The organism is Aeromicrobium sp. Sec7.5 (assembly GCF_036867135.1).
GTDB lineage: Bacteria > Actinomycetota > Actinomycetes > Propionibacteriales > Nocardioidaceae > Aeromicrobium.
This window is the reverse complement of record NZ_JBAJIJ010000001.1, coordinates 1,539,909-1,566,695: the sequence shown is the minus strand read 5'-3', so window position 1 is coordinate 1,566,695 and position 26,787 is coordinate 1,539,909. Positions and strand designations below refer to the sequence as shown.

26 protein-coding genes and 1 tRNA gene are annotated in these 26,787 nt (G+C 70.9%); 18 read left to right on the top strand and 9 right to left on the bottom strand.

Annotated features, from left to right (window positions below; translation table 11 throughout):
- Positions 1–12: 12 nt before the first annotated feature.
- A complete protein-coding gene (locus V6S66_RS07780; RefSeq protein ID WP_334206177.1) occupies positions 13–864 on the top strand; it encodes a PAC2 family protein in 852 nt (283 codons plus the stop codon).
- On the opposite strand, the gene mshC is transcribed toward V6S66_RS07780, so the two are convergent.
- Complete coding sequence (gene mshC / locus V6S66_RS07775; protein WP_334206176.1) at positions 865–2,088, bottom strand: cysteine--1-D-myo-inosityl 2-amino-2-deoxy-alpha-D-glucopyranoside ligase; 1,224 nt, start codon at positions 2,086–2,088, stop codon at positions 865–867.
- Between the two features lie 74 nt (positions 2,089–2,162).
- Here mshC and corA point away from each other — a divergent pair, with 74 nt between their 5' ends.
- From corA to V6S66_RS07760, 3 genes are all read left to right on the top strand, one after another.
- On the top strand, positions 2,163–3,122 hold the full coding sequence (gene corA, locus V6S66_RS07770) for a magnesium/cobalt transporter CorA (protein WP_334206175.1): 960 nt from the start codon (positions 2,163–2,165) through the stop codon (positions 3,120–3,122).
- Positions 3,123–3,454: 332 nt separating this feature from the next.
- Entirely contained in the window at positions 3,455–3,742 is a 288-nt protein-coding gene (locus tag V6S66_RS07765) for a hypothetical protein (protein ID WP_334206174.1), read from the top strand.
- 121 nt (positions 3,743–3,863) lie between these two features.
- Complete coding sequence (locus V6S66_RS07760) at positions 3,864–5,087, top strand: HNH endonuclease (RefSeq protein ID WP_334206173.1); 1,224 nt, start codon at positions 3,864–3,866, stop codon at positions 5,085–5,087.
- A 19-nt stretch (positions 5,088–5,106) separates the two neighbouring features.
- Here V6S66_RS07760 and V6S66_RS07755 read toward each other — a convergent pair whose 3' ends face one another.
- Positions 5,107–5,949 carry an undecaprenyl-diphosphate phosphatase gene (locus V6S66_RS07755; protein WP_334206172.1) on the bottom strand — a complete coding sequence of 281 codons (843 nt, stop codon included), beginning with the start codon at positions 5,947–5,949 and terminating at the stop codon, positions 5,107–5,109.
- A gap of 49 nt (positions 5,950–5,998) precedes the next feature.
- On the opposite strand from V6S66_RS07755, the gene V6S66_RS07750 reads away from it, so the two are divergent.
- Entirely contained in the window at positions 5,999–6,949 is a 951-nt protein-coding gene (locus V6S66_RS07750) for an aldo/keto reductase (protein WP_334206171.1), read from the top strand.
- A 13-nt stretch (positions 6,950–6,962) separates the two neighbouring features.
- Positions 6,963–7,151, top strand: coding sequence for a DUF5703 family protein (locus tag V6S66_RS07745; RefSeq protein WP_334206170.1), 189 nt, complete (start codon positions 6,963–6,965; stop codon positions 7,149–7,151).
- Between the two features lie 19 nt (positions 7,152–7,170).
- On the opposite strand, the gene V6S66_RS07740 is transcribed toward V6S66_RS07745, so the two are convergent.
- Both V6S66_RS07740 and V6S66_RS07735 read right to left on the bottom strand, forming a co-directional pair.
- Positions 7,171–8,478, bottom strand: a complete 1,308-nt coding sequence (locus tag V6S66_RS07740) for a M20/M25/M40 family metallo-hydrolase (RefSeq protein WP_334206169.1) — start codon at positions 8,476–8,478, stop codon at positions 7,171–7,173.
- Between the two features lie 35 nt (positions 8,479–8,513).
- Complete coding sequence (locus tag V6S66_RS07735) at positions 8,514–8,909, bottom strand: SRPBCC family protein (RefSeq protein ID WP_334206168.1); 396 nt, start codon at positions 8,907–8,909, stop codon at positions 8,514–8,516.
- Between the two features lie 49 nt (positions 8,910–8,958).
- Between V6S66_RS07735 and V6S66_RS07730 the strand changes: the two genes are divergently transcribed.
- The 8 genes from V6S66_RS07730 to V6S66_RS07695 all read left to right on the top strand — a co-directional run bounded on the left by V6S66_RS07730 (position 8,959) and on the right by V6S66_RS07695 (position 17,085).
- Positions 8,959–9,876 carry an AAA family ATPase gene (locus V6S66_RS07730; protein ID WP_334206167.1) on the top strand — a complete coding sequence of 306 codons (918 nt, stop codon included), beginning with the start codon at positions 8,959–8,961 and terminating at the stop codon, positions 9,874–9,876.
- Position 9,877: 1 nt separating this feature from the next.
- Positions 9,878–11,332 (top strand): VWA domain-containing protein, encoded by a 1,455-nt coding sequence (locus V6S66_RS07725; RefSeq protein ID WP_334206166.1) that lies wholly within the window; start codon positions 9,878–9,880, stop codon positions 11,330–11,332.
- 74 nt (positions 11,333–11,406) lie between these two features.
- Positions 11,407–13,032, top strand: coding sequence for a GAF domain-containing sensor histidine kinase (locus tag V6S66_RS07720; protein WP_334206165.1), 1,626 nt, complete (start codon positions 11,407–11,409; stop codon positions 13,030–13,032).
- 16 nt (positions 13,033–13,048) lie between these two features.
- Positions 13,049–13,381, top strand: a complete 333-nt coding sequence (locus V6S66_RS07715; protein WP_334206164.1) for a YidH family protein — start codon at positions 13,049–13,051, stop codon at positions 13,379–13,381.
- A 60-nt stretch (positions 13,382–13,441) separates the two neighbouring features.
- Complete coding sequence (locus V6S66_RS07710; protein WP_334206163.1) at positions 13,442–13,936, top strand: hypothetical protein; 495 nt, start codon at positions 13,442–13,444, stop codon at positions 13,934–13,936.
- A 10-nt stretch (positions 13,937–13,946) separates the two neighbouring features.
- A complete protein-coding gene (locus V6S66_RS07705) occupies positions 13,947–15,491 on the top strand; it encodes an acyl-CoA carboxylase subunit beta (protein ID WP_334206162.1) in 1,545 nt (514 codons plus the stop codon).
- 43 nt (positions 15,492–15,534) lie between these two features.
- Complete coding sequence (locus V6S66_RS07700; protein ID WP_334206161.1) at positions 15,535–16,437, top strand: hypothetical protein; 903 nt, start codon at positions 15,535–15,537, stop codon at positions 16,435–16,437.
- Positions 16,438–16,491: 54 nt separating this feature from the next.
- Positions 16,492–17,085, top strand: coding sequence for a class I SAM-dependent methyltransferase (locus V6S66_RS07695; RefSeq protein ID WP_334206160.1), 594 nt, complete (start codon positions 16,492–16,494; stop codon positions 17,083–17,085).
- A gap of 46 nt (positions 17,086–17,131) precedes the next feature.
- On the opposite strand, the gene V6S66_RS07690 is transcribed toward V6S66_RS07695, so the two are convergent.
- Positions 17,132–17,216, bottom strand: a tRNA-Leu gene (locus tag V6S66_RS07690).
- A gap of 89 nt (positions 17,217–17,305) precedes the next feature.
- A complete protein-coding gene (locus V6S66_RS07685; RefSeq protein WP_334206159.1) occupies positions 17,306–18,577 on the bottom strand; it encodes a DUF445 domain-containing protein in 1,272 nt (423 codons plus the stop codon).
- A 56-nt stretch (positions 18,578–18,633) separates the two neighbouring features.
- Here V6S66_RS07685 and ypfJ point away from each other — a divergent pair, with 56 nt between their 5' ends.
- From ypfJ to hrpA, 3 genes are read left to right on the top strand one after another with little or no spacing between them, the layout of a single operon-like run.
- Positions 18,634–19,524 carry a KPN_02809 family neutral zinc metallopeptidase gene (gene ypfJ, locus V6S66_RS07680; RefSeq protein ID WP_334206158.1) on the top strand — a complete coding sequence of 297 codons (891 nt, stop codon included), beginning with the start codon at positions 18,634–18,636 and terminating at the stop codon, positions 19,522–19,524.
- Positions 19,521–20,273, top strand: coding sequence for a CPBP family intramembrane glutamic endopeptidase (locus V6S66_RS07675; RefSeq protein WP_334206157.1), 753 nt, complete (start codon positions 19,521–19,523; stop codon positions 20,271–20,273). Before ypfJ ends, V6S66_RS07675 begins: the two co-directional genes overlap by 4 nt.
- The gene (gene hrpA, locus V6S66_RS07670) at positions 20,270–23,908 is read left to right on the top strand and encodes an ATP-dependent RNA helicase HrpA (RefSeq protein ID WP_334206156.1); all 3,639 of its coding nucleotides are present in this window, start codon (positions 20,270–20,272) and stop codon (positions 23,906–23,908) included. Before V6S66_RS07675 ends, hrpA begins: the two co-directional genes overlap by 4 nt.
- A 71-nt stretch (positions 23,909–23,979) precedes the next feature.
- Here the strand turns inward: hrpA and V6S66_RS07665 are convergent, their stop codons facing one another.
- Both V6S66_RS07665 and V6S66_RS07660 read right to left on the bottom strand, forming a co-directional pair.
- A complete protein-coding gene (locus V6S66_RS07665; protein WP_334206155.1) occupies positions 23,980–24,852 on the bottom strand; it encodes a DUF559 domain-containing protein in 873 nt (290 codons plus the stop codon).
- A gap of 191 nt (positions 24,853–25,043) precedes the next feature.
- Positions 25,044–25,406, bottom strand: coding sequence for an FKBP-type peptidyl-prolyl cis-trans isomerase (locus V6S66_RS07660; RefSeq protein ID WP_290581082.1), 363 nt, complete (start codon positions 25,404–25,406; stop codon positions 25,044–25,046).
- 53 nt (positions 25,407–25,459) lie between these two features.
- On the opposite strand from V6S66_RS07660, the gene V6S66_RS07655 reads away from it, so the two are divergent.
- Positions 25,460–26,476 (top strand): zinc-dependent alcohol dehydrogenase family protein, encoded by a 1,017-nt coding sequence (locus V6S66_RS07655; RefSeq protein ID WP_334206154.1) that lies wholly within the window; start codon positions 25,460–25,462, stop codon positions 26,474–26,476.
- Here V6S66_RS07655 and V6S66_RS07650 read toward each other — a convergent pair.
- Positions 26,473–26,787 carry a DUF952 domain-containing protein gene (locus V6S66_RS07650; protein WP_334206153.1) on the bottom strand — a complete coding sequence of 105 codons (315 nt, stop codon included), beginning with the start codon at positions 26,785–26,787 and terminating at the stop codon, positions 26,473–26,475. The two genes, V6S66_RS07655 and V6S66_RS07650, sit on opposite strands and share 4 nt — an antisense overlap.

The following is a 26,787-nucleotide window of genomic DNA, read 5'->3' as shown; positions in this document are numbered from 1 at the left end:
TAGGCTGTCCACGTGACGTTCGACGACATTCCGCCCTTGCGCGATCCCTGGATGCTCGCGGCCTTCGAAGGCTGGAGCGACGCCGCCGACGCCGCGTCGGGCACCGTGGACCACCTGATCGAGGAGTGGGACGCGGAGGTGCTCGGCGAGCTCGACCCCGAGGATTACTACGACTTCCAGGTGAATCGGCCGCAGCTGCGTCGTGACGACGAGGGCCGGCCCACCCTCCAGTGGCCCACGCCGACCTTGTTCGTGGCGCGTCCTGCCGGCGCCGAGCGCGACGTCATCCTGCTCCGTGCCCAGGAGCCGAACCTGCGGTGGCGTGGATTCTGCAGCACGGTCCTGGGCATCGCGTCGTTGGCCGGGGTCACCGACGTCATCACCCTCGGCGCGCTCCTGGCCGACACACCGCACACGCGCCCGGTGCCCGTCAGTGGGTCGAGCAACGGCCTGTCGGCACGGGTGGCGCCTGGCGTCGAGGTGTCGCACTACAGCGGCCCGGTCGGCATCACGACCGCGCTCGTCGAGGAGGCCACGAACCTGGGGATGTCGGCGGTGTCGCTGTGGGCCGCGGTGCCCCACTACCTGGCCGAGCCCCCGTGCCCCAAGGCCACGCTCGCACTGCTCGGCGCGGTGGAGGACGCCCTCTCGATCCCCCTGCCGCAGGGCCTGCTCGACGAGCTCAGCGAGGCGTGGCAGCGCGGGGCCGAGGAGGTCATGGAGGACGACGAGGACATCGCCGACTACGTCAAGGCGCTCGAGTCCGAGCGTGACACGAGCGAGCTTCCCGAGGCCTCCGGCGACGCGATCGCGCGCGAGTTCGAGCGTTACCTCCGTCGTCGCGGCAGCAACGGCGACCGGTAGCTACAGGGCGACGCCGAGCAGCGCGTCGACCGCCAGACGCACCTGACCCGCGGCCGCGGGGTCGTCGCCCGACTCCTCCGCCCAGGCGTCGACGGCCGCGAGGGCCGCCGGTGCGTCGAGATCGTCGGCGAGCGCCGAGCGCAACGCGGCGACGACCGGCGCGGCCGGAGCCGTCGAGGTCCGGTCCACGCCCGCGCGCCACGCGGCGAGTCGGGCCTTCGCCGTGATGATCTCGGTGTCGAACCACTCCCAGTCGCTGCGGTAGTGGTGGGCCAGCAACGCGAGCCGGATGGCCATCGGGTCGAGACCATCGGCCCGGAGGGCGGAGACGAGCACCAGGTTGCCCTTCGACTTGCTCATCTTCTCGCCCTCGAAGCCCACCATGCCGGCGTGGACGTAGGACCGTGCGAACCGCTCCCCCGTGGCAACGCTGGCCTCGGAGGCCGACATCTCGTGGTGCGGGAAGACGAGGTCCGATCCCCCACCCTGCACGTCGAAGTCGGTGCCGAGGTGCGCCAGCGCGATCGCGGCGCACTCGATGTGCCATCCGGGCCGCCCGCGGCCGAGACGGGAGTCCCAGGCCGGCTCGCCGGGACGCTCGGCCTGCCAGAGCAGGCAGTCGAGCGGGTCCCGCTTGCCGGGGCGATCGGGATCGCCCCCGCGCTCCCCGAAGACTCGGGCCATGGTGCCTGCGTCCCAGCCGGACACCGAGCCGAACCGGGGGTCGGCATGGACCTCGAAGTACAGGTCGCCGTCGACCGCGTAGACCGCCCCGGCCTTCTCGAGACGCCCCACGAGGTCGACGACCAGGTCGATCGATTCGACCGCGCCGATGTAGTTCTGCGGGGCCAGGACGCGCAGGGCCGTCATGTCCTCGCGGAAGAGCTGGGTCTCCCGCTCGGCGAGCTCGACCCAGTCGATGCCCGTGGCGGTGGCCCGCTCGAGCAACGGGTCGTCGACGTCGGTGACGTTCTGCGTGTAGGAGACCCCTCGCCCCTGGTCGAGCCAGGCGCGCTGGAGCAGGTCGAAGGTCAGGTACGTCGCGGCGTGGCCGAGGTGCGTGGCGTCGTACGGCGTGATGCCGCAGACGTAGAGACGAGCATCGGCCTCGCCGCCCAGCGGTGTCGGCGCTCCGGACGCGGTGTCGTGCACGACGGGGGCGGGACCGGTGCCGAGTCCCTCGGCGGCCAGTGACGGCACGAGGGGACTCGACCAGCTGCGCATGCACCGAGACTATCGGCCGGCCACCAGCGGCGGTGCGACGGCTGTGCCGGTGCGCTCGCTGGCACCATGGCCTCGTGATCATCGACTGCGCGGTCTACCGCGACGGCGCCCGGGAGGACACCGGGCCGTCCACCGAGGAGCTCACCGCCGCATTGTCCGGCCTGGGCGAGGACGACTTCCTCTGGATCGGTTGCAACAACCCGACCGTCGACGAGATGCACCGGATCGGTGAGGTGCTCGGCCTCCACCCACTCGCCGTCGAGGACGCACTGGAGATGAACCAGCGTCCGAAGATCGAGCGGTACCGCGACCACCTCATCATGTCGATGCGCGTGGTCTCCTACAGCGACGACGACATCGAGACGCACGAGGTCAACCTCTTCCTCGGTGGCAACTACCTGCTGACCGTCCGGCACGGAGGTCCCTCGCTCGTCGAGGGGCGCCGCCGGGCCGAGAAGCGAAACGATGCGCTCGCGCACGGGCCGACCGCCGCGCTGTACGCCGTCGTCGACACGATCGTGGACCGCTACGAGCAGGTCGCCCGGGAGCTGGAGACGGACGTGGAGGAGGTCGAGACCTCGGTGTTCTCGGCCGAGCTCACGAGCGACTCCACGCGCATCTACCGGCTCAAGCGGGAGGCGCTGGAGTTCCGGCGCGCCGTCGTGCCGCTCAAGGAACCGGTCGTGCGGTTCTCCGAGACCGCGGAGCCGCCGGAGGCCCGGCCGTACTTCCGCGACATCGCCGACCACCTGGGCCGGGCCGCGGAGGCCATCGACACGATCGACCACCTGCTCGACAACGCCCTGACCGCCCACCTGGCGCAGCTGAGCGTCCAGCAGAACGCCGACATGCGCAAGCTCGCCGCGGGCGCCACGATCTTCGCGATCCCCACCGCGATCGCCGGTGTGTACGGCATGAACTTCGAGCACATGCCCGAGCTGTCGTGGGCGGCCGGCTATCCGGCATGTCTCGCACTCATGGGCGGCCTGTGCTTCTACACCTACCGCCGCTTCAAGAAGTCCGGCTGGCTGTGACAGCAGACGACGAAGCACCGGGCGCTGCCCATGCCTCGCCACCCGCGAACGAGCCGTTCTCCCACGTTCGCTATCCGGCGCCCGGACGACCGCAGCAACCGATGCCGAGCAAGCCCTCCCCCTGGCCCTGGATCGTGGCGGGTGGCGTGATCACGCTGCTGACCGTCCTCACCCCCAATCGTGCTGTACGTCGTCATGTCTGGGCACCCGCGCTGACCGCAAGGAGCTCTCTGCCGGTCCGGCGGTGGTGACCGCTCCCCTAGGCTCGAGGCATGTGGAAAGACGCTGCGGGGGTTGCGCACACCGTTGCGCTCCCTCAACCCGCCAGCGCGATGACCGACGACTTCGTCCGGTCGATCGAGTCACTCAGTGAGCATGACCGGGAGCTGCTGGGCGACGCAGCTGAGGACTTCTTCGAGACGTTGGACAAGCTCCTCGACGGCATGGAGGCTCGCGAACCGCGCGGTCTCGACGAGGACGCCCTGCCCGATCACTTTCTCCGCGGGGACTTCACGTCGGTCGAGGCCGTGCGTGCGTACCTCGACTCGAACGAGCCGGCATGGCGACTCGACGCTTACCTCGCGGTCGAGGACCTCCTCGACCAGCTGGACGCGAACTGAGGTCGCGTCTGGGTTGGCCACGCCGAGCTCATACGGCCCTGATCGCGAGGTTTTCCACAGTTTTCCCCAGGCCAGTGCGCGGCTCCCGGTGGGTGTCGGTGGGGGTCGTTTGACTGGTCTCATGTTCGAGGATCTGGCACCTGAGGAGGTGCTCGCCGCGGTTGCGGGTGCTGACTTCGGCGTGCATGAACCGATCGACATCATGGGCGGCAAGCACATCGACGCGATTGCGGCGTTGGAGCGGGTGGTGCGCGTGGCGCAGGCCCGGATCGTGGAGCAGGTGGATGCTCTTCACGCCCTGCGTTGGTCCACGGGCCCTTCGCTCGAGGGCGACCCGTCGCTCACAGTCGCCGCGGAGTCCGCGCTGGCGCGTGGCATGTCGCCCACGGCGGGCCGCTCGATGCTCGCGACGGCCGTGCTGCTGCGATCCATGCCGGTCCTGCGTGAGGCGTTCGGGCAGGGCCGTGTGTCGGAGGGCATCGTGCGGGCGGTCGTGCGGGTCGTGCGCGACCTGGACGTCGACACCGTGGCGGCGGTCGACGGTGCGCTCGAGGGCCGCCTCGACGGTGTCAGTGCCCCGCGGGCTGGCGAGCTGGCCCGCACCGCCGTGGTGGAGCACGATGTCGAGGCTGCGGCCACGCGCGAGAAGGTCGCGCGGGCCGAGCAGTACGTGTCGTACTGGGACGAGCCCGACGGCGTCGGCACGCTGATCGTGCACGGCCCGGCCGAGCAGCTCGTCGGCATCCGGCAGGCGCTGCAGGTGCACGCCGACCGGCTGCGAGCCCGCGGCGACGAGCGCGACCGCGGGCAGATCATGGTCAACACGCTGTTCGAGCGCACCACCGGCATCGAGACCGTCGCCGGTCCCGAGATCGAGCTGTCAGTGCTGATGCCGATCGAGGCCCTCCAAGGGCAACCGGTCGCCGCCGAGCTCGCCGGTCACGGCCCCATCTCGCCGCAGCTGGCCGCCGAGCTCGTCGACGGAGCCCACCAGACCTGGTTCCGCCGACTCTTCACCGATCCCACGGGCTCACTGGCCGGGCTCGACCGCACCCGCCGCTGCTTCACCGGCACCCTGGCCTCCTGGATCCGCACCCGCGACCACCACCGCTGCCGACAACCGTCGTGCGGGTGCCGGATCCGCGACATCGACCACATCCGACCCCACCGCAACGGCGGACCCACCACCCAGGACAACGGTCAGGGTTTGTGTCGTCTCTCGAACCTCGTCAAGGAACTACCCGGGTGGCACGTGGCCCGCGAACCGGGCGGCACGGTGCGGTGGACCACCCCCACCGGCCACACGTACGACGCTCCCCCACCGACGCCGCACCGCAGGACGTAAGTCGTCCGCGGAACCCGAGCTAGCCGTTGATCGCGATGTCTGCGGTGATGGCACCCGTGCCCAGCAGGATCAGCACGACCGAGCCCAGCACGATCCGATACGCGACGAACGGTGCGTACGAGCGCGTGCTGACGTAGCGCAGCAACCAGTGGATCACCACGATGCCCACGACGAAGGCGACGATCGTGCCCAAGATCGTCGGCCCGACCCCGTAGGCGTTGTCGCCGCCCGGGATGTCCTTGAGCTTGTAGACGCCGGCGCCGACGACGGCGGGGATGGCGAGCAGGAACGCGTAGCGCGTGGCCGCGGCGCGCTCGTAGCCGAGGAACAGGCCCATGCTGATCGTGGCGCCCGAGCGCGACACGCCCGGCACGACCGCGGCGGCCTGCGCGAGACCGAGCAGCACCGCGTGACCCCAGGTGAGGTCGTCGATCGGCTTGGCGTTGCGACCGACCCGTTCGGCCACGCCGAGCACGATGCCGAGCAGGATCAACATCGTGCCGATGACCCACAGGTTGCGGAACTCGCTGTCGATCAAGTCCTCGAGCGCGAGCCCGATCACCACGATCGGCAGCGAACCGATGATGACGAACCAGCCCATGTTCCACTCGGGCTCCTGGCGCGCCGCACGCGAGAACACGCCGCGGACCCAACCGGACCCGATCGTCCAGATGTCGCGCCAGAAGTACAGGACGACCGCCAGCTCGGTGCCGATCTGGACCACGGCCGTGTAGGCGGCGCCAGGGTCGGACCACCCGAAGAACTTCGGGAAGATCGCCAGGTGGGCGCTGCTGGAGATCGGGAGGAACTCGGTCAGCCCTTGAATCAGGCCGAGGGCGACAGAGCGCAGGACGTCATCCACGCCGGTGAGCCTACCGGCCCCGTGACCGGGTCCTGACTAGCCTGAACGCATGCAGCAGCGTCGGGTCGGTCACTCCGGCTTCCGGGTCTCCCGCCTCGCGCTCGGCACCATGACCTGGGGCTCGCAGGTCGACCGGTACACCGCCGGTGAGCTGCTCGATGCGTTCCTGGACGCCGGCGGCACGCTCGTCGACACCGCTCCGGTGCACGGCGACGGCACGGGCGAGCAGGTGCTCGGCGCGGTGCTCGCCGACCGTGGGGTCCGCGACCGGGTGCAGATCGCCGGCAAGTGCGGACTCGGACCGGGCGAGGGCGGCGCCATCGCCGACGCATCCCGTGGCGCCGTGCTCACGCAGCTCGACCGCACGCTCCGCGAGCTCGGCACCGACCACCTCGACCTGTGGCAGGTGCACCGGTGGGACGACTCCGTGCCGCTCGACGAGACCCTGGCCGCGCTCGAGCACGCCGTCGAGTCCGGACGCGTCCGGTACGTCGGCCTCTCCAACTTCGCCCCGTGGCAGACGGCGCTCGCCCACGAGCGCCTCGCTGGTCGCCCCGCGAGCCTGAGGCTCGTCAGCACCCAGGTGGAGTACTCGCTCCTGCAGCGCACGCCTGAGGCGGGACTGATCGACGCTGTGCAGCACCTGGGCCTCGGACTCCTGGCCTGGTCGCCGCTGGGCCGCGGTGTCCTCACGGGCAAGTACCGCAGTGGCACCCCGGCCGACTCACGCGGCGCCGACGACGGCTGGAGCCGCTGGCTCGCGGAGTACCTCGGCCCCGGACCGTCCGCGGTCGTGGAAGCGGTCACCCGCGCGGCCGACGGCCTGGGCCACACGCCGGCACAGGTCGCTCTCGCGTGGGTCCGCAACCGTCCCGCCGTCACGGCGGCCGTCGTCGGAGCCCGCACCGTCGCGCAGCTGACCGAGCTGCTGGGCGCCGAGCAGGTCGCCCTCCCACCCGAGATCATCCTGGCCCTCGACGACGTGTCGAGCGCCCGGTAGCGAAGGAGACACCATGGTCGAGTACGAGTTCTGGGACCTCACCATCTCGCGCACCAAGTCACGGAACGCGGTGTGCCGCATGCTCACCGAGGCCGCCGAGTACCAGGGGTGGGAGCTCGCCCGGCTGCGCCGCGATCCCTCCGGCACCCGCACGGTGCGCCTGCGCCGCAAGATCATCCGGATGCGCGCGACGCTGGTCTGAGCTGCGCCTCTCGACCGACCTAGGCGATGTCGAGGAAGTCGTCGAGCACCTGGCAGCCGAACTCCAGCGCATCGACCGGCACGCGCTCGTCGACCCCGTGGAACAGGGCGGTGAAGTCGAGGTCGGCCGGCAGTCGCAGCGGGGCGAACCCGTAGGACGTGATGCCGTGCGTGTCCCACGCCTTCGCGTCGGTGCCACCCGACATCACGAACGGCGCGACGTGCGCGCCCGGATCGTTCTTGTGGATCGCCACGGTCATGGCGTCGACCAGGTCACCCGCGAACGGGTACTCGAGCGCGATGTCACTGATGTGCGGCTCGACGAGGACCTTCGCCCCCACGACCTCCTGCACGGCCGGCAGGAACGTCTCCGCGTGTCCCGGCAGGTAGCGCCCGTCGACGAAGGCGACGGCCTCGCCGGGGATGACGTTGTGCTTGTAGCCGGCCTGGAGCATCGTCGGGTTCGTGGAGTTGCGGACGCCCGCACCGAGCATGCGCACGGCCGAACCGAAGTGGGCGAGCAGGTCGTCGGGATCGGTACTGGTCTCGCCAGTCAGCTCCCGGACCTTGTCGAACAGCGCCTGCATCGAGGGTCCCGGCTCGGCCGGCCACGCGTGCTCGCCCAGCGCCACGAGGGCGCGTGACAGGTGCACGATCGCGTTGTCGGGCGCCTTCATCGAACCGTGCCCTGCCGTGCCCTTGGCGGTCAGCCGCATCCAGGAGATGCCCTTCTCGCCGGTCTCGATCAGGTAGAGCCGCTGGCCGCCGACCTCGGTGGAGAAGCCCCCGACCTCGCCGATCGCTTCCGTGCAGCCCTCCAGGACGTCCGGCCGGTGGCGGGCCAGCCACTGCGCGCCGCGCACGCCGCCGGCCTCCTCGTCGGAGGTGAAGATCAGGGTGATCGGGCGATCGGGGATGCGTCCGGCACGCTGGCGCTCGCGCACCACGGCCAGCACGATGGCGTCGAAGTCCTTCATGTCGACCGCGCCGCGGCCGAACAGGTAGCCGTCCACGACCTCGGCGGCGAACGGATCGACCTGCCAGTCGGCGGCCTGCGCCGGCACGACGTCGAGGTGCCCGTGGATGAGCAGCCCGGGGCGAGGTGAGTCCTGGTTGCCCCAGCGGGCCACGACGGAGGCCCGACCCGGCGCGGCCTCGATGATCTCGGACTCGATGCCCACCTCGGCCAGCAGCGCGGCCACGTGCTCGGCTGCGGCTCGCTCGCCCGGCCCCGTGTCGTCACCGAAGTTCGAGGTGTCGATACGGATCAGGTCGCGGCAGATCTCGAGGACCTCGGACTGGGCCGTACCCGGCTGCGGAGCGGACATGTCCCGATCGTACGCAGACGGCGGTGGCCCGGCACTCAGGCCAGGACGTCGTCCAGGACTCGGCCGAACAGCAGGCGCGACGACCAGCGCTCGAGACCGGCGAAGGCCCGCGGAACGCCCCGCACGTGCAGCGACTCCCGCCAGGTGACGCGACTGCCCGTCGCGGTCGGCTCGACGAGGATCTCGGCGTATCCCGTCACGACGCGGCCGTCCTTGACCAGCCGGCAGTAACGGGGCGGGTCGTTCTCGACGACGCGCATCGGGTCGTCGAACCCGAGCCGGCCGACCCCCGTGCGCGCGACGAAGCCGTTCGACGTCCGCTGGATCGTCGTGAGCGGGACAGCCTGGGCGTGACGTGGCCAGTCAGTGATCCGCGCCCACGCCTCGTCGGGCGTCAACGGCACCTCGCGCACGATCTCGATACCCTCCACGGCACGATGGTAGGCGGCGGCGCCCCGGTCCGCCGATGGAAAGGACGTCATGAGCACCCCACCGTCAGGTCACGACACCCCGGTCACGCCCTCGTTCGCGAGCGTCGACGACGTCATCGCCCGGCTCGCGGACGTGGGGTACCTCGCGTCCGACTCCGTCGCGACGACGGTGTTCCTCGCCGACCGGCTCGGCAAGCCGCTGCTCGTGGAGGGTCCTGCTGGCGTGGGCAAGACCGAGCTCTCCCGCGCGGTGGCCGCCGCGACGGGCGCGGAGCTGGTGCGGCTGCAGTGCTACGAGGGGGTCGACGAGGCACGCGCCCTGTACGAGTGGAACCACGCCAAGCAGCTGCTCCGCATCACCGCGGGCCGGGAGGAGTCGTGGGACGAGGCACGCTCCGACATCTTCAGCGAGGAGTTCCTCCTCGCGCGGCCGCTGCTCAAGGCCATCCGCAACGACGGTCCCACCGTGCTGCTGATCGACGAGACCGACAAGGCCGACGTCGAGATCGAGGGTCTGCTCCTCGAGGTTCTTGGCGACTTCCAGATCACGGTCCCGGAGCTCGGCACCATCACCGCGACCAACCGACCGTTCGTCGTCCTGACCTCGAACGCCACGCGTGAGCTGTCCGAGGCCCTGCGGCGCCGATGCCTGTTCCTGCACGTCGACTTCCCCGAGGCTGAGCTCGAGCGGAAGATCGTCCGCCTCAAGGTCCCGGAGCTCGACGGCGCCCTGGCCGACTCGTTGATCCGGGTCGTCGCGGCCCTGCGCAACCTCGGACTTCGCAAGGCGCCCTCGGTCGCCGAGACGATCGACTGGGCCCGCACCCTCGTGGCGCTGGGCGCGAAGACCCTCGACCCGCAGGTCGTGGGCGAGAGCCTCGGCGTGATCCTGAAGCACCAGGACGACATCGCGAAGGCGCGCGCCAAGCTCGATCTCCCGTCGATCCTGACCCCGTCCGCGAACTGACATGGCGTCCGACCCCCGACGCGACGAGGAGCCGCCGGCCGACCTGGCCGAGCGCCTGGTCGACTTCGTCGAGGCCCTGCGGAGCAAGGGCCTGCGCGCCGGCACCAGCGAGACCGTCGACGCCGCCGCCGTGATGGCCGCCCTCGGGCTCGACGACCGTCTCCGTCTGCGCGAGGGGCTCGCGAGCGCGCTGGTGCGCCGCGGCGGGCAGCGTGAGGTCTTCGACATGACCTACAACCTGTACTTCCCGGCCGGGATCGGGGTCGGGGTGGCCGCCTCTGAGATCGACGCGGAGTCGGCCGAGGACCTCCGTGACCTCCTGCTCATGGCGATCGCCGAGGGTGACCAGCGGATGATGCAGCAGCTCGCGGAGCTCGCGGTCGAGACCCTCGGCAGCGTGCCCACCGCCGGGAGCAGCGAGGCGGGATGGTCGGCGTACCAGACCCTCGACCGTCTCAACCCGCGCACGCTCACGGCGGCGGCCGAGGCCATGCGGGCGCAGCAGCAGGGTCGGGGCCAGGGGCAGGGCGACGGACCGGGGGGTGGGTCCGGATCCGGGGGGTCCTCCCCCGGCCTCGGCGGCGGGGACGTGGCCGACTCCCTCACCCGCGACGAGGTACGACGGATGATCGACCTGTTCCGCACGATGGTCGAGAGCGAGGCCCGGCGACGCACCGCGGAGGTCCGCGGCCGCGACCTCGTCACGAAGCATGCCGTGCGACGCAGCACGTCCGAGGTCGACTTCCTGTCGGCGAACGCCCAGCAGCTCGCCGACCTCCGGCAGGCCGTGCAGCCGCTGGCCCGCAAGCTCGCGACCCGCCTGTCTGCACGCCGTCGTCGCTCGCGGCGCGGTCGCATCGACATCCGGCGCACGATGCGCCGGGCCATGGGCACCGGTGGCGTGCCGATGCGCCCCGTGCACGCTCCCCCGCACCGCACCCGGCCCGAGCTGGTCCTCCTGTGCGACATGTCCGGCTCCGTCGCCGGCTTCTCCGACTTCGCGATGCTGCTGGTGCAGGCCCTGCACGAGCAGTTCAGCAAGGTGCGCGTGTTCGCGTTCGTCAACACGGTCGACGAGGTGACCGACATCGTGCGTGAGGGCGTCGACGTCCGTCGCCGGATCGCAGAGGAGGCCCGCATCACCAAGTGGCACACGAGCAGCGACTACGGCGAGTCGTTCCGTGACTTCGCCCTGGAGCGCCTCGACGTCGTGGGCCCCCGGACCTCGGTCCTGATCCTCGGCGACGCCCGCAACAACAACCAGGCTCTGCGACTCGAGGACCTGCACGAGATCGTCCAGCGGTCGCGGCGCAGCTTCTGGCTCAACCCTGAGCACCCGGGCTCCTGGGGTCTGGGCGACTCGGTCGCCCCGGAGTACGCCGAGGTCGTCGAGATGCATGAGTGCCGCACGATCACGCAGCTCGAGCAGTTCATCTCGCGCCTGCTCCCCGTTTGACCGTTCGGTGAGCCTGCGGCCACCTAGCATGTGGCCAGGGGCCGCCGGCCTCCCGCACGAAGGAGGTGAGGGTCGTGCAGTCCCGTCTCCACAACCTGATCCGCGTCAACCAGGCGATCACGAGCGACCTCGACCTCGACTCCGTCCTGCACCGCATCGTCGCGATGGCCGCAGAGCTCATGAATGCCGAGTTCGCCGGGATGGGCGTGCTCGGTCCGGACCGGGAGATCGAGAAGTTCATCCACTCCGGCATCGACCCGGAGGTCGAGCTCGCGATCGGACGCCAGCCCGAGGGCAAGGGGCTGCTGGGGGCCATCATCGACGCCCCGCGTCCCTTGAGCCTGAGCGCGCTTGGCGACGATCCCCGGTCGATCGGCTTCCCACCGGGGCACCCGTCGATGACGAGCTTCCTGGGGGCCCAGATCCGGGTGCGGGACGAGATCTACGGCAATCTCTACCTCGCCAACAGTCGCAGCGGCACCTTCACGGCCGAGGACGTCGAGCTGGCCGAGGCCCTGGCGGCCACCGCGGGCATCGCGATCGAGAACGCGCGACAGTTCGACGAGTCGATCCGGCGCGAGCGATGGTCACGCGCCCTGGCCGAGGCAGCCCGTGGCGTCATGGTCGACGAGGAGGTCGAGCAGATCCCCCGCCTGCTGGAGCGGATGCGCGACGCGGCCCAGACCGATGTCGCCCTGATCTGCTCGATCGACGAGGAGGTCGACGAGGTGATCGTCGAGCACGTCGTCGGGTTCAACAGCGCCGCCCTGGCCGTGAGCCGGGCTCGTCCGGTCGACATGACCTTCTCCCAGTGCACCGGGGGCGACGCCGCTGTGCTGAACGGCGTGTCGCTCGTGCTGGACACCGCCGAGGGTGACTTCGCGACGCAGTGCCACCTCCTGCTGGTGCCGTTCGCGACGACCCCCGGGCGTCGCACCGCCTTGTGCGTGGCCAACCGCGGGACGGGCCCGGAGCTCGCCGAGCGCGACGTCGAGGTCGTGCGCTCGTTCACGAGCCACGTCGGTGTCGTGCTCGACCGCGCCGAGGTCCGGCGCACGCGGCAGCGGGTCGCGATGCTGGAGGACCGCAACCGGATCGCTCGCGACCTCCACGACCACGTCATCCAGCGACTGTTCGCCACCGGGCTCAGCCTCCAGGCCACCGCCACGCAGGTCGACGGGGAGCCCAGACGCCGCCTGTCCGACCTGGTGCACGAGATCGACGGTGCGATCACCCAGATCCGCCAGAGCATCTACGCGCTCAACCGCGACAGCCTCACCGCCGGCTCGACCCCGCGATCGCGCGTCATCGAGATCGTCGAGCGCATCGGCGGCACGCTCCCGCGGCGGCCCACGGTCGTGTTCGACGGGCCTGTCGACCTCGTGACCGACGACGACCTGTCGCACGACGTCGAGGCGGTCGTCAGCGAGGCGCTGACGAATGCGGTGCGCCACTCAGGAGCGCACTCGATCGATGTCGAGATCGCGGTAGTCGACCACAGCCTCACGGTCCTCGTGCTCGACGACGGCCGTGGCCCCGGGCCCATGGCCAGGCGCAGCGGCCTGTCGAACCTGGAGATGCGTGCCCGGCGTCACGACGGAACGTTCGTGGTCGAGGAACGACCGACCGGCGGGACGTCGTTGCAGTGGTCCGGGCGTCTGCGCGCTGACCGGACGCCGGCCGGACACGCGCACCCCTGACTGGCAGAGTGGCACCGTGCAGGACGACACCTGGCGGGACCACCTGGCGAACGAGCGGACCCATCTGGCGTGGCTGCGCACCGGCGCGGCCGTGCTGGTGGTGGGCCTCGCCGTGATGCGGTTCGCGGACGACGGTGAGGTCTCCGTCGGGAGCCTGGTCGCCGCCCTCCCCCTGATGATCTGCGGTCTGGCCGCCGTGATGTACGGGACGCACCGGTATCGCCGCGCCTACCGTCGCCTCACGAGCGGGGACCCTCGCCCTCCCGGCACGCTCGGCCCGTCGGTGGCGGCGGTCGTGCTGGTGCTGGCCTTCGCGGCCACCGCGGTCATGCTGGCGGTCCTCGGATGACCTGTCGCTCGGCGTAGGACAGACTGAACCCCGACACAGGCCACTGGATGGGGGATCCACATGACCGAGAAGAACGTGAACACGCTGGGCGACTGGCTCAAGAAGCCCATCAGCTGGGTGGTGATCGCCGTCGCGCTCGTCGCCGTCGCGGTGCAGCAGCTCGTCGCACCCGGCCTCTTCGGCGGCTCCGAGAGCGACACCGCGGAGGGCAAGGAGATGCAGGTCCAGCGCGCGCCCGGCGTCGAGGTGCCCGAGGGCGAGGAGGTCACCGTCCTCTACACGGTCGAGAACCGCGAGCCCGAGGAGGTCGAGATCTCGTCGGCCGAGATCACGTTCCTCCGCGTCGAGGGCGGTGGCCCGGAGTGCACCGGAGCCAGTCGAGCCGGCGTCCAGGCGAAGCTGGAGAACTACCTCGTGGGCAAGCGCATCGACCGCGAGGGCGAGTACGACTTCGACGTGATCTACGAGGGCCGAGACACGCCCGTCCCCGACTGCGAGGGCGCCACGATCCAGGCTGAGGTCGAGGTCCGGGTCGTGCCGTACGTCTACGAGTGACGAGGCGACCGTGACCGAGCACCACGATGCGCAGGACGCTGCCCAGGACGACGACGAGGTCCCCGCCGACGGGCTGCTCGAGGTGCTCGCGCGGCGGTTCCTGACGACCGACGCGGCTCGACCCGAGAAGGTCGCCCGGTGGCACGCGAAGGGGCGGCGCACCGCGCGCGAGAACATCGCCGACCTGGTGGACCCCGGGTCCCTGGTCGAGTACGGACGATTCGTCACGGCGGCGCAGGAGTCGCGGCGCGACCTCGCCGATCTCGTCGTCGACACGCCGGCCGACGGCATCATCGGCGGCACCGCCACGGTCGACGGACGCCCGTGCGCCGTGCTGTCGTACGACTACCTCGTGATGGCCGGCACTCAGGGCATGCGGGGACACCGGAAGTCCGACCGGCTGATCGAGCTTGCCGGGCGCATGCGGCTGCCCACGGTGTTCTTCACCGAGGGTGGTGGCGGGCGCCCGGGCGACACCGACATCCCCCTGGTCTCGGCGCTCGACGTCGGGTCGTTCGCTCTCTGGGCCGAGCTCCAGGGCGTGGCACCTCGGATCGCGGTGGTCTCGGGACGCTGCTTCGCGGGCAATGCCGTGATCGCCGGCTGCGCGGACCTGCGGATCGCCACGCCCGACGCCAACCTCGGCATGGCGGGTCCGGCGATGATCGCCGGTGGGGGTCTCGGCACGTTCACGCCCGAGGAGATCGGACCCGTGTCGGACCAAGCGCCCAACGGGGTGCTGGACGTCCTGGTCGCCGACGAGGCTGAGGCCGTCGAGGTCGTGCAGCAGGTCCTGGCGCTCTTGCAGGGGCCTGGCCCCCGCAGTGCGCCGGCCGACGCCAAGCACCTGCGTAGCGCACTGCCCGACAACGACCGCGAGGCGTTCGACGTCCGTATTGTGGTCGAGTCCCTGGCTGACCCTGACACGGTCCTGTGGCTGCGTGAGGCGTTCGCGCCCGAGCTGGTCACGTGCTTCGCCCGGATCGACGGCTTGCCCGTCGGAGTCGTCGCCAACCAGTCGACGCACCTTGCCGGAGCCCTCACGACGGGGGCCTCGTCGAAGGCGGCCGACTTCCTGGACCTGTGCGAGCGCTGGGGCCTGCCGGTCGTGTCGTTGGTGGACACGCCCGGCTTCATGGTCGGACCCGAGACCGAGCGCACCGGCCTGGTCCGCGAGGCGTCCCGCATGGTCACCGCGGGAGCACGGCTCACGGTCCCCCTCGTCGGCGTCGTGCTCAGGCGCGGCTACGGCCTCGGCGCCCAGGCGATGCTCGGCGGCAGCACGCACCGCCCCCACCTGACGGTGGCGTGGCCGGGCGCCCACCTGGGGGCGATGGGCCTGGAGGGGGCCGTGCGCCTGTCACTCGCGCACGAGCTCGCCGCGATGCCCGAGGACGAGCGCGAGGCCGCGGTGCTGCAGCACACCGCGGAGCTGCGCAAGCACGCCCACGCGCTCAACGTCGCCCGCGTCTTCGAGATCGACGACGTCATCGACCCTGCCGAGACACCGGCGGCCATCGCCGCGACCCTGCGTGCCGCCTCAGCCGTCGGCTGACGGACGGGTCATCGGTGCGCTCGATCGTGTGAGACTTTCCGTCATGCTCGGGAACTCGATCCGTCGCGCTGCCGGTGCGGTGCTCGTCGCGCTCCTGCTGACCGGCTGCTCCTCCGCTGGCGAGGACGACAGGGACACCAGCATCTCCTTGGAGCAGCTCGCCTCGGACGAGCTGCGGACGATCCCCGGGGTCGAGGAGGTGCGTGCGGTGCAGACCGCCGTCGCCGAGCCGGCACCCGCCGACCGTTCGGACCCGGACCTGTGGTCGCTGGACGTCCACGTGTCCCTCGCCGACACGACGACGACGGCGCAGGCCGGCGAGGCGGCCGAGGAGGTCCGTGCGTTCATGGACCGGCACCACGGTGACGCGCGGTGGGCCGCGCAGCTCACGATCGGCGAGGGCATCAGCGTCGACGAGGCGGTTCCGGAGAGCCTGGTCCAGGTCGAGGTGTGGCCGGAGGTCCACACCTCGGCAGCGGCGGACACGGCCGCCGCGCTGGCGATGAGCACGATGGACGGTGTCGACCACGTCGGCACGGCAGCGGGCAACTTCGAGCTCCGCGCGACCTCGGCGGTGGCTCTACCGGACCTGATGACCGCCCTCCGGGCCCTTCCTGCGTGGAGCGACGGCGGGAGCGTGCAGGCCGAGGAGGGTCGCGTCAGGATCGTCGACGTGCCCGACCGTGTCACCGACACGCAGCTGCAGGCGATCCTCGCGATTGCCATCGCCTACCCGGCCGCGGACCTCGAGATCTCAGCATCCGCCGAGGGCGACCCGCAGCCCGTGCTCTTCCTCAACCGGTTCACGCCGGCCGAGGCCGACGCCGTCGTCGCGACGCTCACCGAGCCGGGGCTCGCCCATGTCAGTGACGACGGCTCTCAGCTCGACTTCGCCCTGCGCAGCGACGTCGGCGACACGACCGGCACCGTGGGTGTCCCCGGCTGAGGCAGCACGACCGCCGGGGCGCCGGTCCGACGTTCGAGTGACAGGATCAGGCGCATGGACGAACAGCGCTCGACGCGGTGGTTCTCGGAGCGGAGCCAGGAGGAGCGACGCGACTACGCGCGGCGATTCGTCGACATCGCTGCCGCCGGCCACGACGTCGACGGCGAAGCCCGCCTGATCGACGCGATGGCCAGACCCGGCAGCGCCGTCCTGGACGCGGGCTGCGGCGCGGGACGAATCGCCCACGCGCTGTCCCTGCGAGGCCACCGCGTGATCGGCGTGGACGCCGATCCGCTGCTGATCGAAGCCGGACACGAGCAGCACCCGGACGTCGACCTTCGGGTGCTGGACCTGGTCGACCTGACCCCGGAGGTCGGCACCTTCGACCTGATCGTGTGCACCGGCAACGTGATGACCTTCGCCGAACCCGGGACGGAGCCGGCGATCCTCGCGGCGATGGCGACCGTGCTCGCGCCGAGCGGTCGCGTCGTCTTCGGCTTCCACCTCGACCGGACCTACACGCTCGAGGCACTCGACCAGCAGGCGACGGAGATCGGCTGGACGCTCGAGCACCGGTTCGGCACCTGGGACCTCGAACCCTTCACGGACGACAGCGACTGGGCGGTCTCGGTCTTCCGCAGCTGCTGAAACGAGAGAACCCCGCAGATTCAAGAGAATCTGCGGGGTTCTGCGGTGTCCGAGGGGGGACTTGAACCCCCACGCCCCATTAAGGGCACTAGCACCTCAAGCTAGCGCGTCTACCATTCCGCCACCCGGACGTGTGACTCGCTGCTCCCGCCTGACCGGCTTCGGCAGCGCGTGCCACCTTAGCAAAGACCCACGCCGGTTCCGAACCGGGTCCCTGCACCTACCCGAGGTGCGACAGCGCGTGGATCACCAGGCCCGCGAGACCGCCCACGACGGTGCCGTTGATGCGGATGAACTGCAGGTCCCGGCCGACGTGGAGCTCGATGCGCTGCGCGGTCTCGACCCCGTCCCAGCGGGCCACGGTGGCGGAGATGACAGTCGCCAGCTCGTCGCCGTGACGCTCCACGGCGTAGGACGCGACGTCTGCGGCGAGGTCGTCGACCCGGTCGGCCAGGCGCTCGTCGGTCTGGAGGCGGCGGCCAAGAGCCTCGACCTCCTCGACGGCACGGCGTCGCAGGAGTCCGTCCTCGACCAGGGCCTCGGTGAGCGCGCCCTTCAGGGAGGTCCACAGCGACACCGAGGTGGCGACGACCTGCGGCTGGTTCAGCACGCGCTCCTTGAGACGGTCGGCCCGCTCCCGCGTGGCCGGGTCGTACTGCAGGTCGTGCGACAGCTGCGCGAGCCAGTGGTCGAAGGCCGCGCGAGCTCGGTGGTTCGGGTCGTCACGGATCTCGGCGACCCAGCGCACGGCCTCGAGGTGCAGCCGCGTGGCCACCCGGTCGTCGACCCACTGCGGCGTCCACCAGGGAGCGCGCTGCTCGACGATCTGGGCGACCTCCGCCTCGTTGCTGACGAGCCAGCGGTGCAGCTCCTCGGCCACCAGGTCGACCAGCCCCGTGTGGGCGCCGTCGCGGACGATCTCGGAGATCATCTGGCCGACGGCCGGTCCCATGGGCTCGGCCGACAGCTTGGGCACCATGACGTCACGCACCAGCGCCTCGACGTCGTCGTCGCTGATGCGGTTGAGTCCGTGAGCCGCGATGCGGGAGCCGGCGCGGACGAGCCGCTCGGCATGGCCAGGCTCCAGCAGCCAGGACGCGGCGTGGTCGGCCACGCCCACGGCCATCAGGCGCTCACGGACCACGTCCGGCTGCAGGAAGTTGTCGACCACGAAGTCCTGCAGGCTCTCCCCCAGCGACTCCTTGCGCCGCGGGATGATCGCCGTGTGCGGGATCGGGAGGCCGAGCGGGTGACGGAACAGTGCCGTGACCGCGAACCAGTCGGCGATCGCCCCCACCATGGCGGCCTCGGAGGTGGCGTTGACGTAGGCCACCCACCCCTCCCCGTCGCGGGTCAGGACGAACACGATGGCGGCCACGACGAGCAGCGACGTCGCCACGGTCCGCATCCGCCGCAGCGACCGCTTCCGCTCGACGTCCTTGGCGGACAGCTCGGCGGGCATGGCGAACGACGTCGTCGTCTCGGCGGGCATTGCTGCAGCGTATCGACGCACCCGACGATCGGCTCGTCGCTGCGTAGACTCCTCGGGTGAGCTTCAACGACAAGGCCCGGCTCGACACGAGCCAGGTGATCGGCGGCAAGGGCGGCGCGATCGCCGGAGGCGGGGTCGGCGGCATCATCCTGCTGCTGGTGTTCGTGTTCCTCGGCGGCGGATCCGGCTCCGGCTCGCTCCCGTTCGACCCGTCGCAGGTCCTGCAGGGTGGCTCGGGGAGCTCGGTCGACGTCTCGGAGTGCCAGACCGGCGCCGACGCCAACCGGTCGGACGTGTGCCGGATCGTCGGCACCGTCAACAGCGCCCAGGACTACTGGAGCGAGGCCCTGCCCGCCGACACGGGCGTCGAGTACCGCGAGGCCCCGACCGTGATCTTCTCCGGCTCCACGCAGTCCGCCTGTGGCACCGCCACGGCGGCCGTCGGGCCGTTCTACTGCCCGACCGACGAGCAGGTCTACATCGATGCGACGTTCTTCGACGAGCTCTCCGGCCGCTTCGGCGCTGACGGGGGCAACCTGGCGCAGATGTACGTCGTCGCCCACGAGTACGGGCACCACGTCGAGCAGCTCCTCGGCGACCTCGAGGCCGGTCAGCAGGACCGGTCGACGGGTCCGCTGAGTGCTGGCGTCCGGATCGAGCTGCGCGCCGACTGCCTCGCCGGCGTCTGGGCCCACCACGCGGCCACGACCGAGGACGCCGACGGCATCACGCTGCTCGAGCCGCTGACGCGTGACGACATCGCTTCCGCCCTCTCGGCCGCCGCGGCGGTGGGCGACGACCACATCCAGGAGGAGCTCGGCGGTGGCACCGTGAACCCCGACTCGTGGACCCACGGCTCGAGCGAGCAGCGGCAGCGGTGGTTCCTGGCCGGCTACGAGTCCGGCACGATCGACTCCTGCGACACCTTCGGCACCGACGACCTGTGAGCGCTGCCGCACCGACCGTCCCGGCATCCGACCGGCGCCGGGTCCGGGCCGAGATCTGGATCGTCCTGGGCCTCTCACTCGGCCAGTCCGCGGTCTACGCCGTCCTGAGCCTGGTCGTGAAGCTCACGAACGGGGGTCTGCGCGAGTCGACCGCCTCGTTGAACTCCTCCCGCGCCGACCAGCAGTGGCTCGACCTCACGCTCCAGGTGCTGTCGATCGTGTTCGCGCTCGTCCCGGTGTTCCTCGCGATCTACCTGCTGGCAGGGCGATCGATCGGGCTCGACCGCCGCTCCCCCACACGCGACACCGCGGTCGGCGTGCTGCTCGCCCTCGTGATCGGTGTCCCCGGGCTGGGGCTGTACTTCGCCGGACGCGCGCTGGGCGTGACGGCCGAGATCGTCACGGCTCCCGACACCGTCTACTGGTGGACCGTCGTGATCCTGGTCGCGGCGGCCCTGCAGAACGGGCTCCTCGAGGAGGTCGTGGTCGTGGGCTACCTCCACGAGCGGCTGCGCGACCTCGGCTGGGGGATGTGGCCGGTCATCGTCACGAGTGCACTGATTCGCGGCACCTACCACCTGTACCAGGGCTTCGGCCAGGCCCTCGGCAACGTCGTGATGGGTCTGGTGTTCGGGTGGTGGTACCAGCGGACGGGGCGTGTCATGCCGCTCGTCATCGCCCACACCCTGCTCGACGTCGTCGCCTTCGTGGGCTACCTGGCCCTCGGTGACGCCGTGGGGCTGCGATGAGGCTCGAGTTCGACGACGCGCTGCCGATCTCCGCCCGCCGCGACGAGATCGCCCGCGCGATCCGTGACCACCAGGTCGTGGTCGTGGCCGGCGAGACCGGCTCCGGCAAGACCACGCAGCTGCCGAAGATCGCTCTGGGCCTGGGGCGCCAGAAGATCGCCCACACGCAGCCACGTCGCATCGCTGCACGCTCGGTGGCCAAGCGGATCGCCGAGGAGTGCGACGTCCCGCTCGGTGCCGAGGTCGGCTACGCCGTGCGGTTCGACGACCAGAGCTCGGCGGCGACCCAGGTCAAGCTCGTGACCGACGGTCTGCTGCTGCAGGAGATCCACCACGACCGCGAGCTCCGCCGCTACGACACGATCATCGTGGACGAGGCGCACGAGCGGTCGCTGTCGATCGACTTCCTCCTGGGCTACCTGCGCCAGCTGCTCCCCCGCCGACCCGACCTCAAGCTCGTCATCACCTCGGCCACGATCGACGTCGAACGCTTCGCCGAGCTGTTCGACGCCCCCGTCATCGAGGTCAGCGGGCGCACCTACCCCGTGGAGGTGCGCTACCGACCCCTGCACCAGACGGCAGAGGGTGAGCCCGACTCCGGCGACCTGCTCGACGGCATCGCCGCCGCGGTGGAGGAGCTGCCTCGCGACGGCGACATCCTCGTCTTCCTGCCCGGCGAGCGCGACATCCGCGACGTCGACGAGCACCTCGCGGGCAAGAAGTATCGGAACACCCAGATCCTTCCGCTGTTCGGGCGGCTCTCCTCAGCCGACCAGCAGAAGATCTTCTCGTCGCACCCGGGCCGTCGGATCGTGCTGTCGACGAACGTCGCCGAGACCTCCCTGACGGTCCCGGGGATCCGCTACGTCATCGACCCGGGGCTGGCGCGCATCTCGCGGTACAGCCAGCGGCTCAAGGTGCAGCGGCTGCCGATCGAGCCGATCTCGCAGGCCAGCGCCGCCCAGCGGGCCGGTCGGTGTGGTCGCGTCGCCGACGGCATCTGCATCCGGCTGTACGCCGAGGACGACTTCGAGGGCCGTCCGGAGTTCACCGACCCGGAGATCCAGCGCACCAACCTGGCGTCGGTCATCATGCAGATGGCGTCACTCGACCTCGGACCGATCGAGAAGTTCGGCTTCCTCGATCCGCCCGACTCGCGCTCGGTCGCCGACGGGGTCAACCTGCTGCGCGAGCTGGGTGCCGTGGTCGACGCGAAGGACGGCACCCTGCGGCTGACCCGACTCGGTCGCACGATGTCGCGGATGCCGGTCGACCCGCGTCTGGCCCGCATGGTCGTGGCCGCCGACGACCTGGGCTGCCTCAGCGACGTCCTCGTCATCGTGGCCGCGATGTCGATCCAGGACCCGCGCGAGCGTCCGCTCGAGAAGCAGCAGGCCGCCGACGAGAAGCACGCACGGTTCCGCCAGCCCGACTCCGACTTCCTGTCGTGGCTGAGCCTGTGGACGTACCTGCGGGAGCAGCGCGACGAGATGTCGCACTCGAAGTTCCGGGCGATGTGCAAGGGCGAGTTCCTGCACTACCTCCGGATCCGCGAGTGGCAGGACGTCCACTCCCAGCTCCGGCGCACGGTGCGCGACCTCGGGATGAAGGCGGGCGACAAGGCTGTCCGGCTGGAGGGCTCGGACCCCGACACGGTGCATCGCGCCCTGCTCACGGGTCTGCTCTCCCACGTCGGGCTGCGCGAGGCCGACGGCAAGGAGTACGCCGGCGCCCGAGGCGCGCGGTTCATGGTCTTCCCGGGCTCGGGCCTCGCGAAGAAGCCACCGGCGTGGGTCATGGCCGCCGAGCTCGTCGAGACGACCCGACTCTGGGCGCGCACGGCAGCGCGGGTGCAGCCGGAGTGGATCGAGGAGGCGGCGCCGCACCTGGTCAAGCGTCAGTACGCCGAGCCGCACTGGTCGACCAAGCGCGGATCGGCCATGGCGCGCGAGCGGGTGCTGCTCTACGGCCTTCCCGTCGTCGCCGACCGGCTGGTCCCCCTGTCACGGTTCGACGCCCCTCTGGCCCGGGAGCTCTTCGTGCGGCACGCGCTCGTGCAGGGCGAGTGGCGCACCAACCACCACTTCTGGGCCCGCAACCAGGCGTTGCTCGCCGAGGTGGACGCGCTCGAGTCGCGGGTGCGCCGCCGTGACCTCCGCGTCGACGACGAGGCCCTGTTCGCGTTCTACGACGAGCGCGTCCCGGCCGACGTCGTCTCGACCCGGCACTTCGACGGGTGGTGGAAGAAGGCCCGACGTTCGACGCCCGACCTGCTCGACCTGACCACGGCCGACCTCGTGCAGGCCGATGCCGATGCTGACGCCTTCCCGACCGAGTGGTTCTCGGACGGCGCCCCCATGCCCCTGACCTACACGTTCGAACCGGGCACGGTCGACGACGGTGTCATGGTCGACGTGACGCTCGACCAGCTTCCCGGGCTCGACAACGCGGCGTTCGGCTGGCAGGTGGAGGGGCACCGCCGCGACCTGGTCGAGGCCCTCGTGCGCTCGCTGCCGAAGTCGGTCCGGCGCGAGTTCGTGCCGGTGCCGCAGGTCGTGGGCGAGGTGCTGCACCAGCTCGACCCCGCGCGCGGCACGGTCACCGACGAGCTCGGCCGCGTCCTGTCGGCCCGCGGCGGCAGCGTCGTCCGCGCCGACGACTTCGATCCCTCGTCGCTCCCGGACCACCTGCGGGTCAAGTTCCGGGTGCTCGACGACTCCGGCGAGGAGGTCGCCCGTGGACACGAGCTCGACGACCTCCGCGAGCGGTTGCGTCCGCGGCTGCGTGAGCAGCTCCAGGACGCGACGGGTGGTCTCGAGCGCTCGGGTGAGCGGACCTGGGTGTTCGGCACGATCCCGGTCGAGGTGACCGCCGCACGCCAGACGGGGTACCCGTCGGTCGTCGACGAGGGCGGCTCGGTCGGTCTGCGGGTTCTGGAGTCCCCCGCCGAGCAGCGCGCCGCGGGTGTGCGTGGACAGGCGCGGCTCATGTCGTTCGAGCTGCCGTCGGTCGTGCCCACGATCGGGCGCACCCTCGACACCCGGGCGAAGCTCACGCTCCAGACCGGCCCGTACCGCGACGCTGCCGAGGTCATCGAGGCGTGCTGGCTGGCGGCGCTCGACCACCTCGTCGAGCGGCACGGGGGGCCTGCCGCCAACGAGGAGGGCTTCGCCAAGCTCACCGAGGTCGTCCGGCAGGAGGTCTTCGACGTGACGCAGCGCGCTGTGACCCACGTGATCCGCGCCTACGACCGGCTCGGTGACGTCCGCCCCGGCCCCGACGAGGCCGGCGAGGACGTGCGGGTGCAGCTCTCCTGGCTCGTCTACCCCGGGTTCGTCCGCGACATGGGCATCGACCGGCTCCCTCGCCTGGCGGTCTACCTCCAGGCTGCCGCGATGCGGCTGCAGACGGCCGGTACGCCTGCTCCCCTGCTGGAGGCCCAGGACCTCGAGGCGGAGTTCCACCGCAGGTCAGCGCAGCTGCGCGAGCTCCAGCGCCTGACCCCGGAGGTCCAGAAGGTCCGGTGGGCCCTGGAGGAGCTGAGGATCAGCCTCACGGCGCAGAAGCTCGGCACCGCCCACCCCGTCAGCCTCAAGCGGATGCGCAACCTGCTCGACGCCCTGCCCACCCCCTGATCCGCCCAGATTTGCAGCGTTTGGGACTCAGATCGAGCCTGTTTCGGTCCCAAAGTCCACATATCTGGGCGCTAAGGGGTGAACCAGCGTCGCCACTGGACGCTGAGGACAGGCGCGGGGCCGTGATAGCCGTGGTTCACCAGAGCCTCGTGCACACGGACCGGGATGAGCTGCGGCTGACGGAAGTCCGCCGCCGTGACCACGATGATGGTCCACCCCTCGGCTTCGAGGCGTTCGCGACGTCGCAGGTCGTGCTGCCACTGCTTCAGATCGTGCAGGTGGTGCCGGCCGTCGTACTCCACGACGACCTTCCATCGACGCAGGACGAGGTCACCTCGAGCGAGGAACTCTCCGCTCGCATCGAGGATGACACCGTTCACCTCGGGGCGCGGGAGACGCGCGAACCACAACATCATCCGCAGGTACGACTCGCGCACCGACTCCGCGCCCTCGACCACAAGTCGCGAGACGCGGCGGGCACGTCGCACGCCATCGAGGTGCCGCGAGTCGGCATACCAACGCAGGTCGTCCGGGGTGGTCAGCCGGTGGTGCACGAGGTGGTCGCCGAACGCGGCGAGCTCGGGCAACGGCGACCGGGCAGCCACATCGACGAAGGTCCGGTCCGGACCGGTGGCCCAGAACGCACCGACCTCCCGCGGGTGCAGCTGCCACCGACGGCGGTGCAGCACGATCTGCTGCAGCTTCGTCGTCGCGCCCGTGTTCGTCGAGAACTCCAGGAACCCTCGGCGGCGCGGTTCGAATCCGTACAGGCGCATCGCCGAGGTGTGGCTGACGACAGCGTCAGGCGGGAGCACCAGGAGCGCCGCCTGGAGCCAGATCGTCAGCGTCAACGTCGCGTCGGCGCTGATGTAGACACCACGCAGGAGCCGTCGGAACCGCGGGTGCCGCAGCGCCCGCCGACTGAGCCCGTGAGCAGCAGCCATGTCGACTGTGAACGGCTGGAAAAGGTCCATCCCCCGACGATGGTGCGTCGAGGGATGGGACGGGCGGCTGGAGTCGCAGCCTGTGGAAGCCGAGAGGACCGCCCAGATGTGTGGACTTTAGGACCCTGACCGGGGCTGATCGGGTCCCAAAGTCCACGAATCTGGGCGGCCTCTTGCGGAGGCGGGGTGGGTCAGGCGACGTCGAGGAGGTCGATGACGAAGACCAGGGTCTTGCCCGAGAGCCGGTGTCCGCCGCCGGCGGGGCCGTAGGCGAGCTCGGGCGGGGCGACGATCTGGCGGCGGCCGCCGACCTTCATGCCGGGGATGCCCTGCTGCCAGGCGGCGATCAGGTTGGGGAGCGGGAAGCGGGCCGACTGGCCGCGGTCCCAGGAGGCGTCGAACTGCTCGCCGGTCTCGAACTCGACACCGACGTAGTGGACGTCGACGACGCCGCCGGCGACGGCCTCGGCGCCCTCGCCCTCGACGAGATCGGTGACCGTCAGCTCGGTCGGGGGCGGGCCGGGAATGAAGTCAACTTCAGGCTTGGAGGTCATGCTTCGATCCTGTCACACGCGCGATCCGACCTCGCGGCAGGCAGAATGGGCCCATGCGAGCCACCGTTCTTCACGCGCCCGGCGACATCCGACTCGACACCCTCCCGGACCCGGACCTCCAGGACGACACCGACGCGGTCGTCCGCGTCGTCGCCGCCTGCGTCTGCGGCTCGGACCTGTGGCCCTACCGCGGGGTCAACAAGATCCGCAAGCCCCAGCAGATCGGGCACGAGTTCATCGGCGTGGTCGAGCGCGTCGGCTCGGCGGTCGCCGCCGTGAAGGTGGGTGACTTCGTCATCGCCCCGTTCCTGTACAGCGACAACACCTGCGCCCACTGCACCGCCGGCGTGCAGACCTCGTGCGTCAACGGTGGCGGGTACGACGGCTGCCAGGCCGAGCTCGTCCGGGTCCCGTGGGCCGACGGCACCCTCGTCACGGTGCCCGGCGACGTCGACGAGTCGCTGCTCCCCCACCTGCTCACGTTGGCCGACGTGTTCCCGACCGGCCACCACGCGGCCGTCTCCGCCGGGGTCACCGCCGGCAGCACCGTGGCGGTCGTGGGCGACGGGGCGGTCGGCCTGTCGGCCGTGCTCGCCGCCAAGCGTCTCGGCGCCTCGACCGTGATCGCGATGTCGCGTCACGAGCCTCGCCAGGAGGTGGCCCGCCGCTTCGGCGCGGACCACGTCGTCGAGACGCGTGGCAAGGAGGGCGCCGAGGCGGTCAAGGAGATCCTCGGTGGCATCGGCGCCGACGCCGTGCTCGAGTGCGTGGGCACCGGCGACTCGATGAAGCAGGCGTTCCGCGCCGTCCGCCCGGGCGGCACGGTCGGGTACGTCGGCATGCCCCACGACGTCGAGCTCAACATCCCCGTCATGTTCTTCACGAACACGGGTCTGCGAGGCGGCGTCGCCCCGGTGCGCGCCTACCTCGACGAGCTGCTGCCCGACGTCCTGTCGGGCTCCATCGCCCCGGGCGCGGTCTTCGACCAGACGATCCCGCTCGACCAGGTGGCCGACGGCTACCGCGCGATGGACGAGCGCACCGCGATCAAGTCCTACCTGTCGATCTAGGCGGGAAGCTCGCGCGTCTCGACCACCGCGGACGGCGACAGGGGCCCGTAGACGTGCGGGTACTCGTCGTCGCCGACGGGGTCGAGACGCCACGGCACGTCGAGCAGGTCGGTCTCGATCACGAGCAGCACCAGGTCGGTGGGGGCGACGTCGGCGTAGTAGCGACCCAGGACCCCGGCCACCTGGTCGGCGCGCGAGGCGTGCAGGAAACCCTCGTCGGCGAGGGTCCGACCGCGGGTCGACCACGTGTAGGCGCCGGTCTCGAGCGCCTCCGCCCACTGCTCACGGAACGCCGTGTGGAAGATCTGCAC

Coding starts and splice junctions, on each gene's coding strand:
- V6S66_RS07740 (WP_334206169.1), bottom strand. CDS start 8,478: ATGTCCGCTCCGCAGCCGGGTACGGCCCAGTCCGAGGTCCTCGAGATC.
- V6S66_RS07745 (WP_334206170.1), top strand. CDS start 6,963: ATGGTCGAGTACGAGTTCTGGGACCTCACCATCTCGCGCACCAAGTCA.
- V6S66_RS07700 (WP_334206161.1), top strand. CDS start 15,535: ATGCTCGGGAACTCGATCCGTCGCGCTGCCGGTGCGGTGCTCGTCGCG.
- V6S66_RS07750 (WP_334206171.1), top strand. CDS start 5,999: ATGCAGCAGCGTCGGGTCGGTCACTCCGGCTTCCGGGTCTCCCGCCTC.
- V6S66_RS07685 (WP_334206159.1), bottom strand. CDS start 18,577: ATGCCCGCCGAGACGACGACGTCGTTCGCCATGCCCGCCGAGCTGTCC.
- V6S66_RS07765 (WP_334206174.1), top strand. CDS start 3,455: ATGACCGACGACTTCGTCCGGTCGATCGAGTCACTCAGTGAGCATGAC.
- V6S66_RS07655 (WP_334206154.1), top strand. CDS start 25,460: ATGCGAGCCACCGTTCTTCACGCGCCCGGCGACATCCGACTCGACACC.
- V6S66_RS07710 (WP_334206163.1), top strand. CDS start 13,442: ATGACCGAGAAGAACGTGAACACGCTGGGCGACTGGCTCAAGAAGCCC.
- hrpA (WP_334206156.1), top strand. CDS start 20,270: ATGAGGCTCGAGTTCGACGACGCGCTGCCGATCTCCGCCCGCCGCGAC.
- V6S66_RS07760 (WP_334206173.1), top strand. CDS start 3,864: ATGTTCGAGGATCTGGCACCTGAGGAGGTGCTCGCCGCGGTTGCGGGT.
- V6S66_RS07665 (WP_334206155.1), bottom strand. CDS start 24,852: ATGGCTGCTGCTCACGGGCTCAGTCGGCGGGCGCTGCGGCACCCGCGG.
- mshC (WP_334206176.1), bottom strand. CDS start 2,088: ATGCGCAGCTGGTCGAGTCCCCTCGTGCCGTCACTGGCCGCCGAGGGA.
- V6S66_RS07725 (WP_334206166.1), top strand. CDS start 9,878: ATGGCGTCCGACCCCCGACGCGACGAGGAGCCGCCGGCCGACCTGGCC.
- V6S66_RS07660 (WP_290581082.1), bottom strand. CDS start 25,406: ATGACCTCCAAGCCTGAAGTTGACTTCATTCCCGGCCCGCCCCCGACC.
- V6S66_RS07730 (WP_334206167.1), top strand. CDS start 8,959: ATGAGCACCCCACCGTCAGGTCACGACACCCCGGTCACGCCCTCGTTC.
- V6S66_RS07695 (WP_334206160.1), top strand. CDS start 16,492: ATGGACGAACAGCGCTCGACGCGGTGGTTCTCGGAGCGGAGCCAGGAG.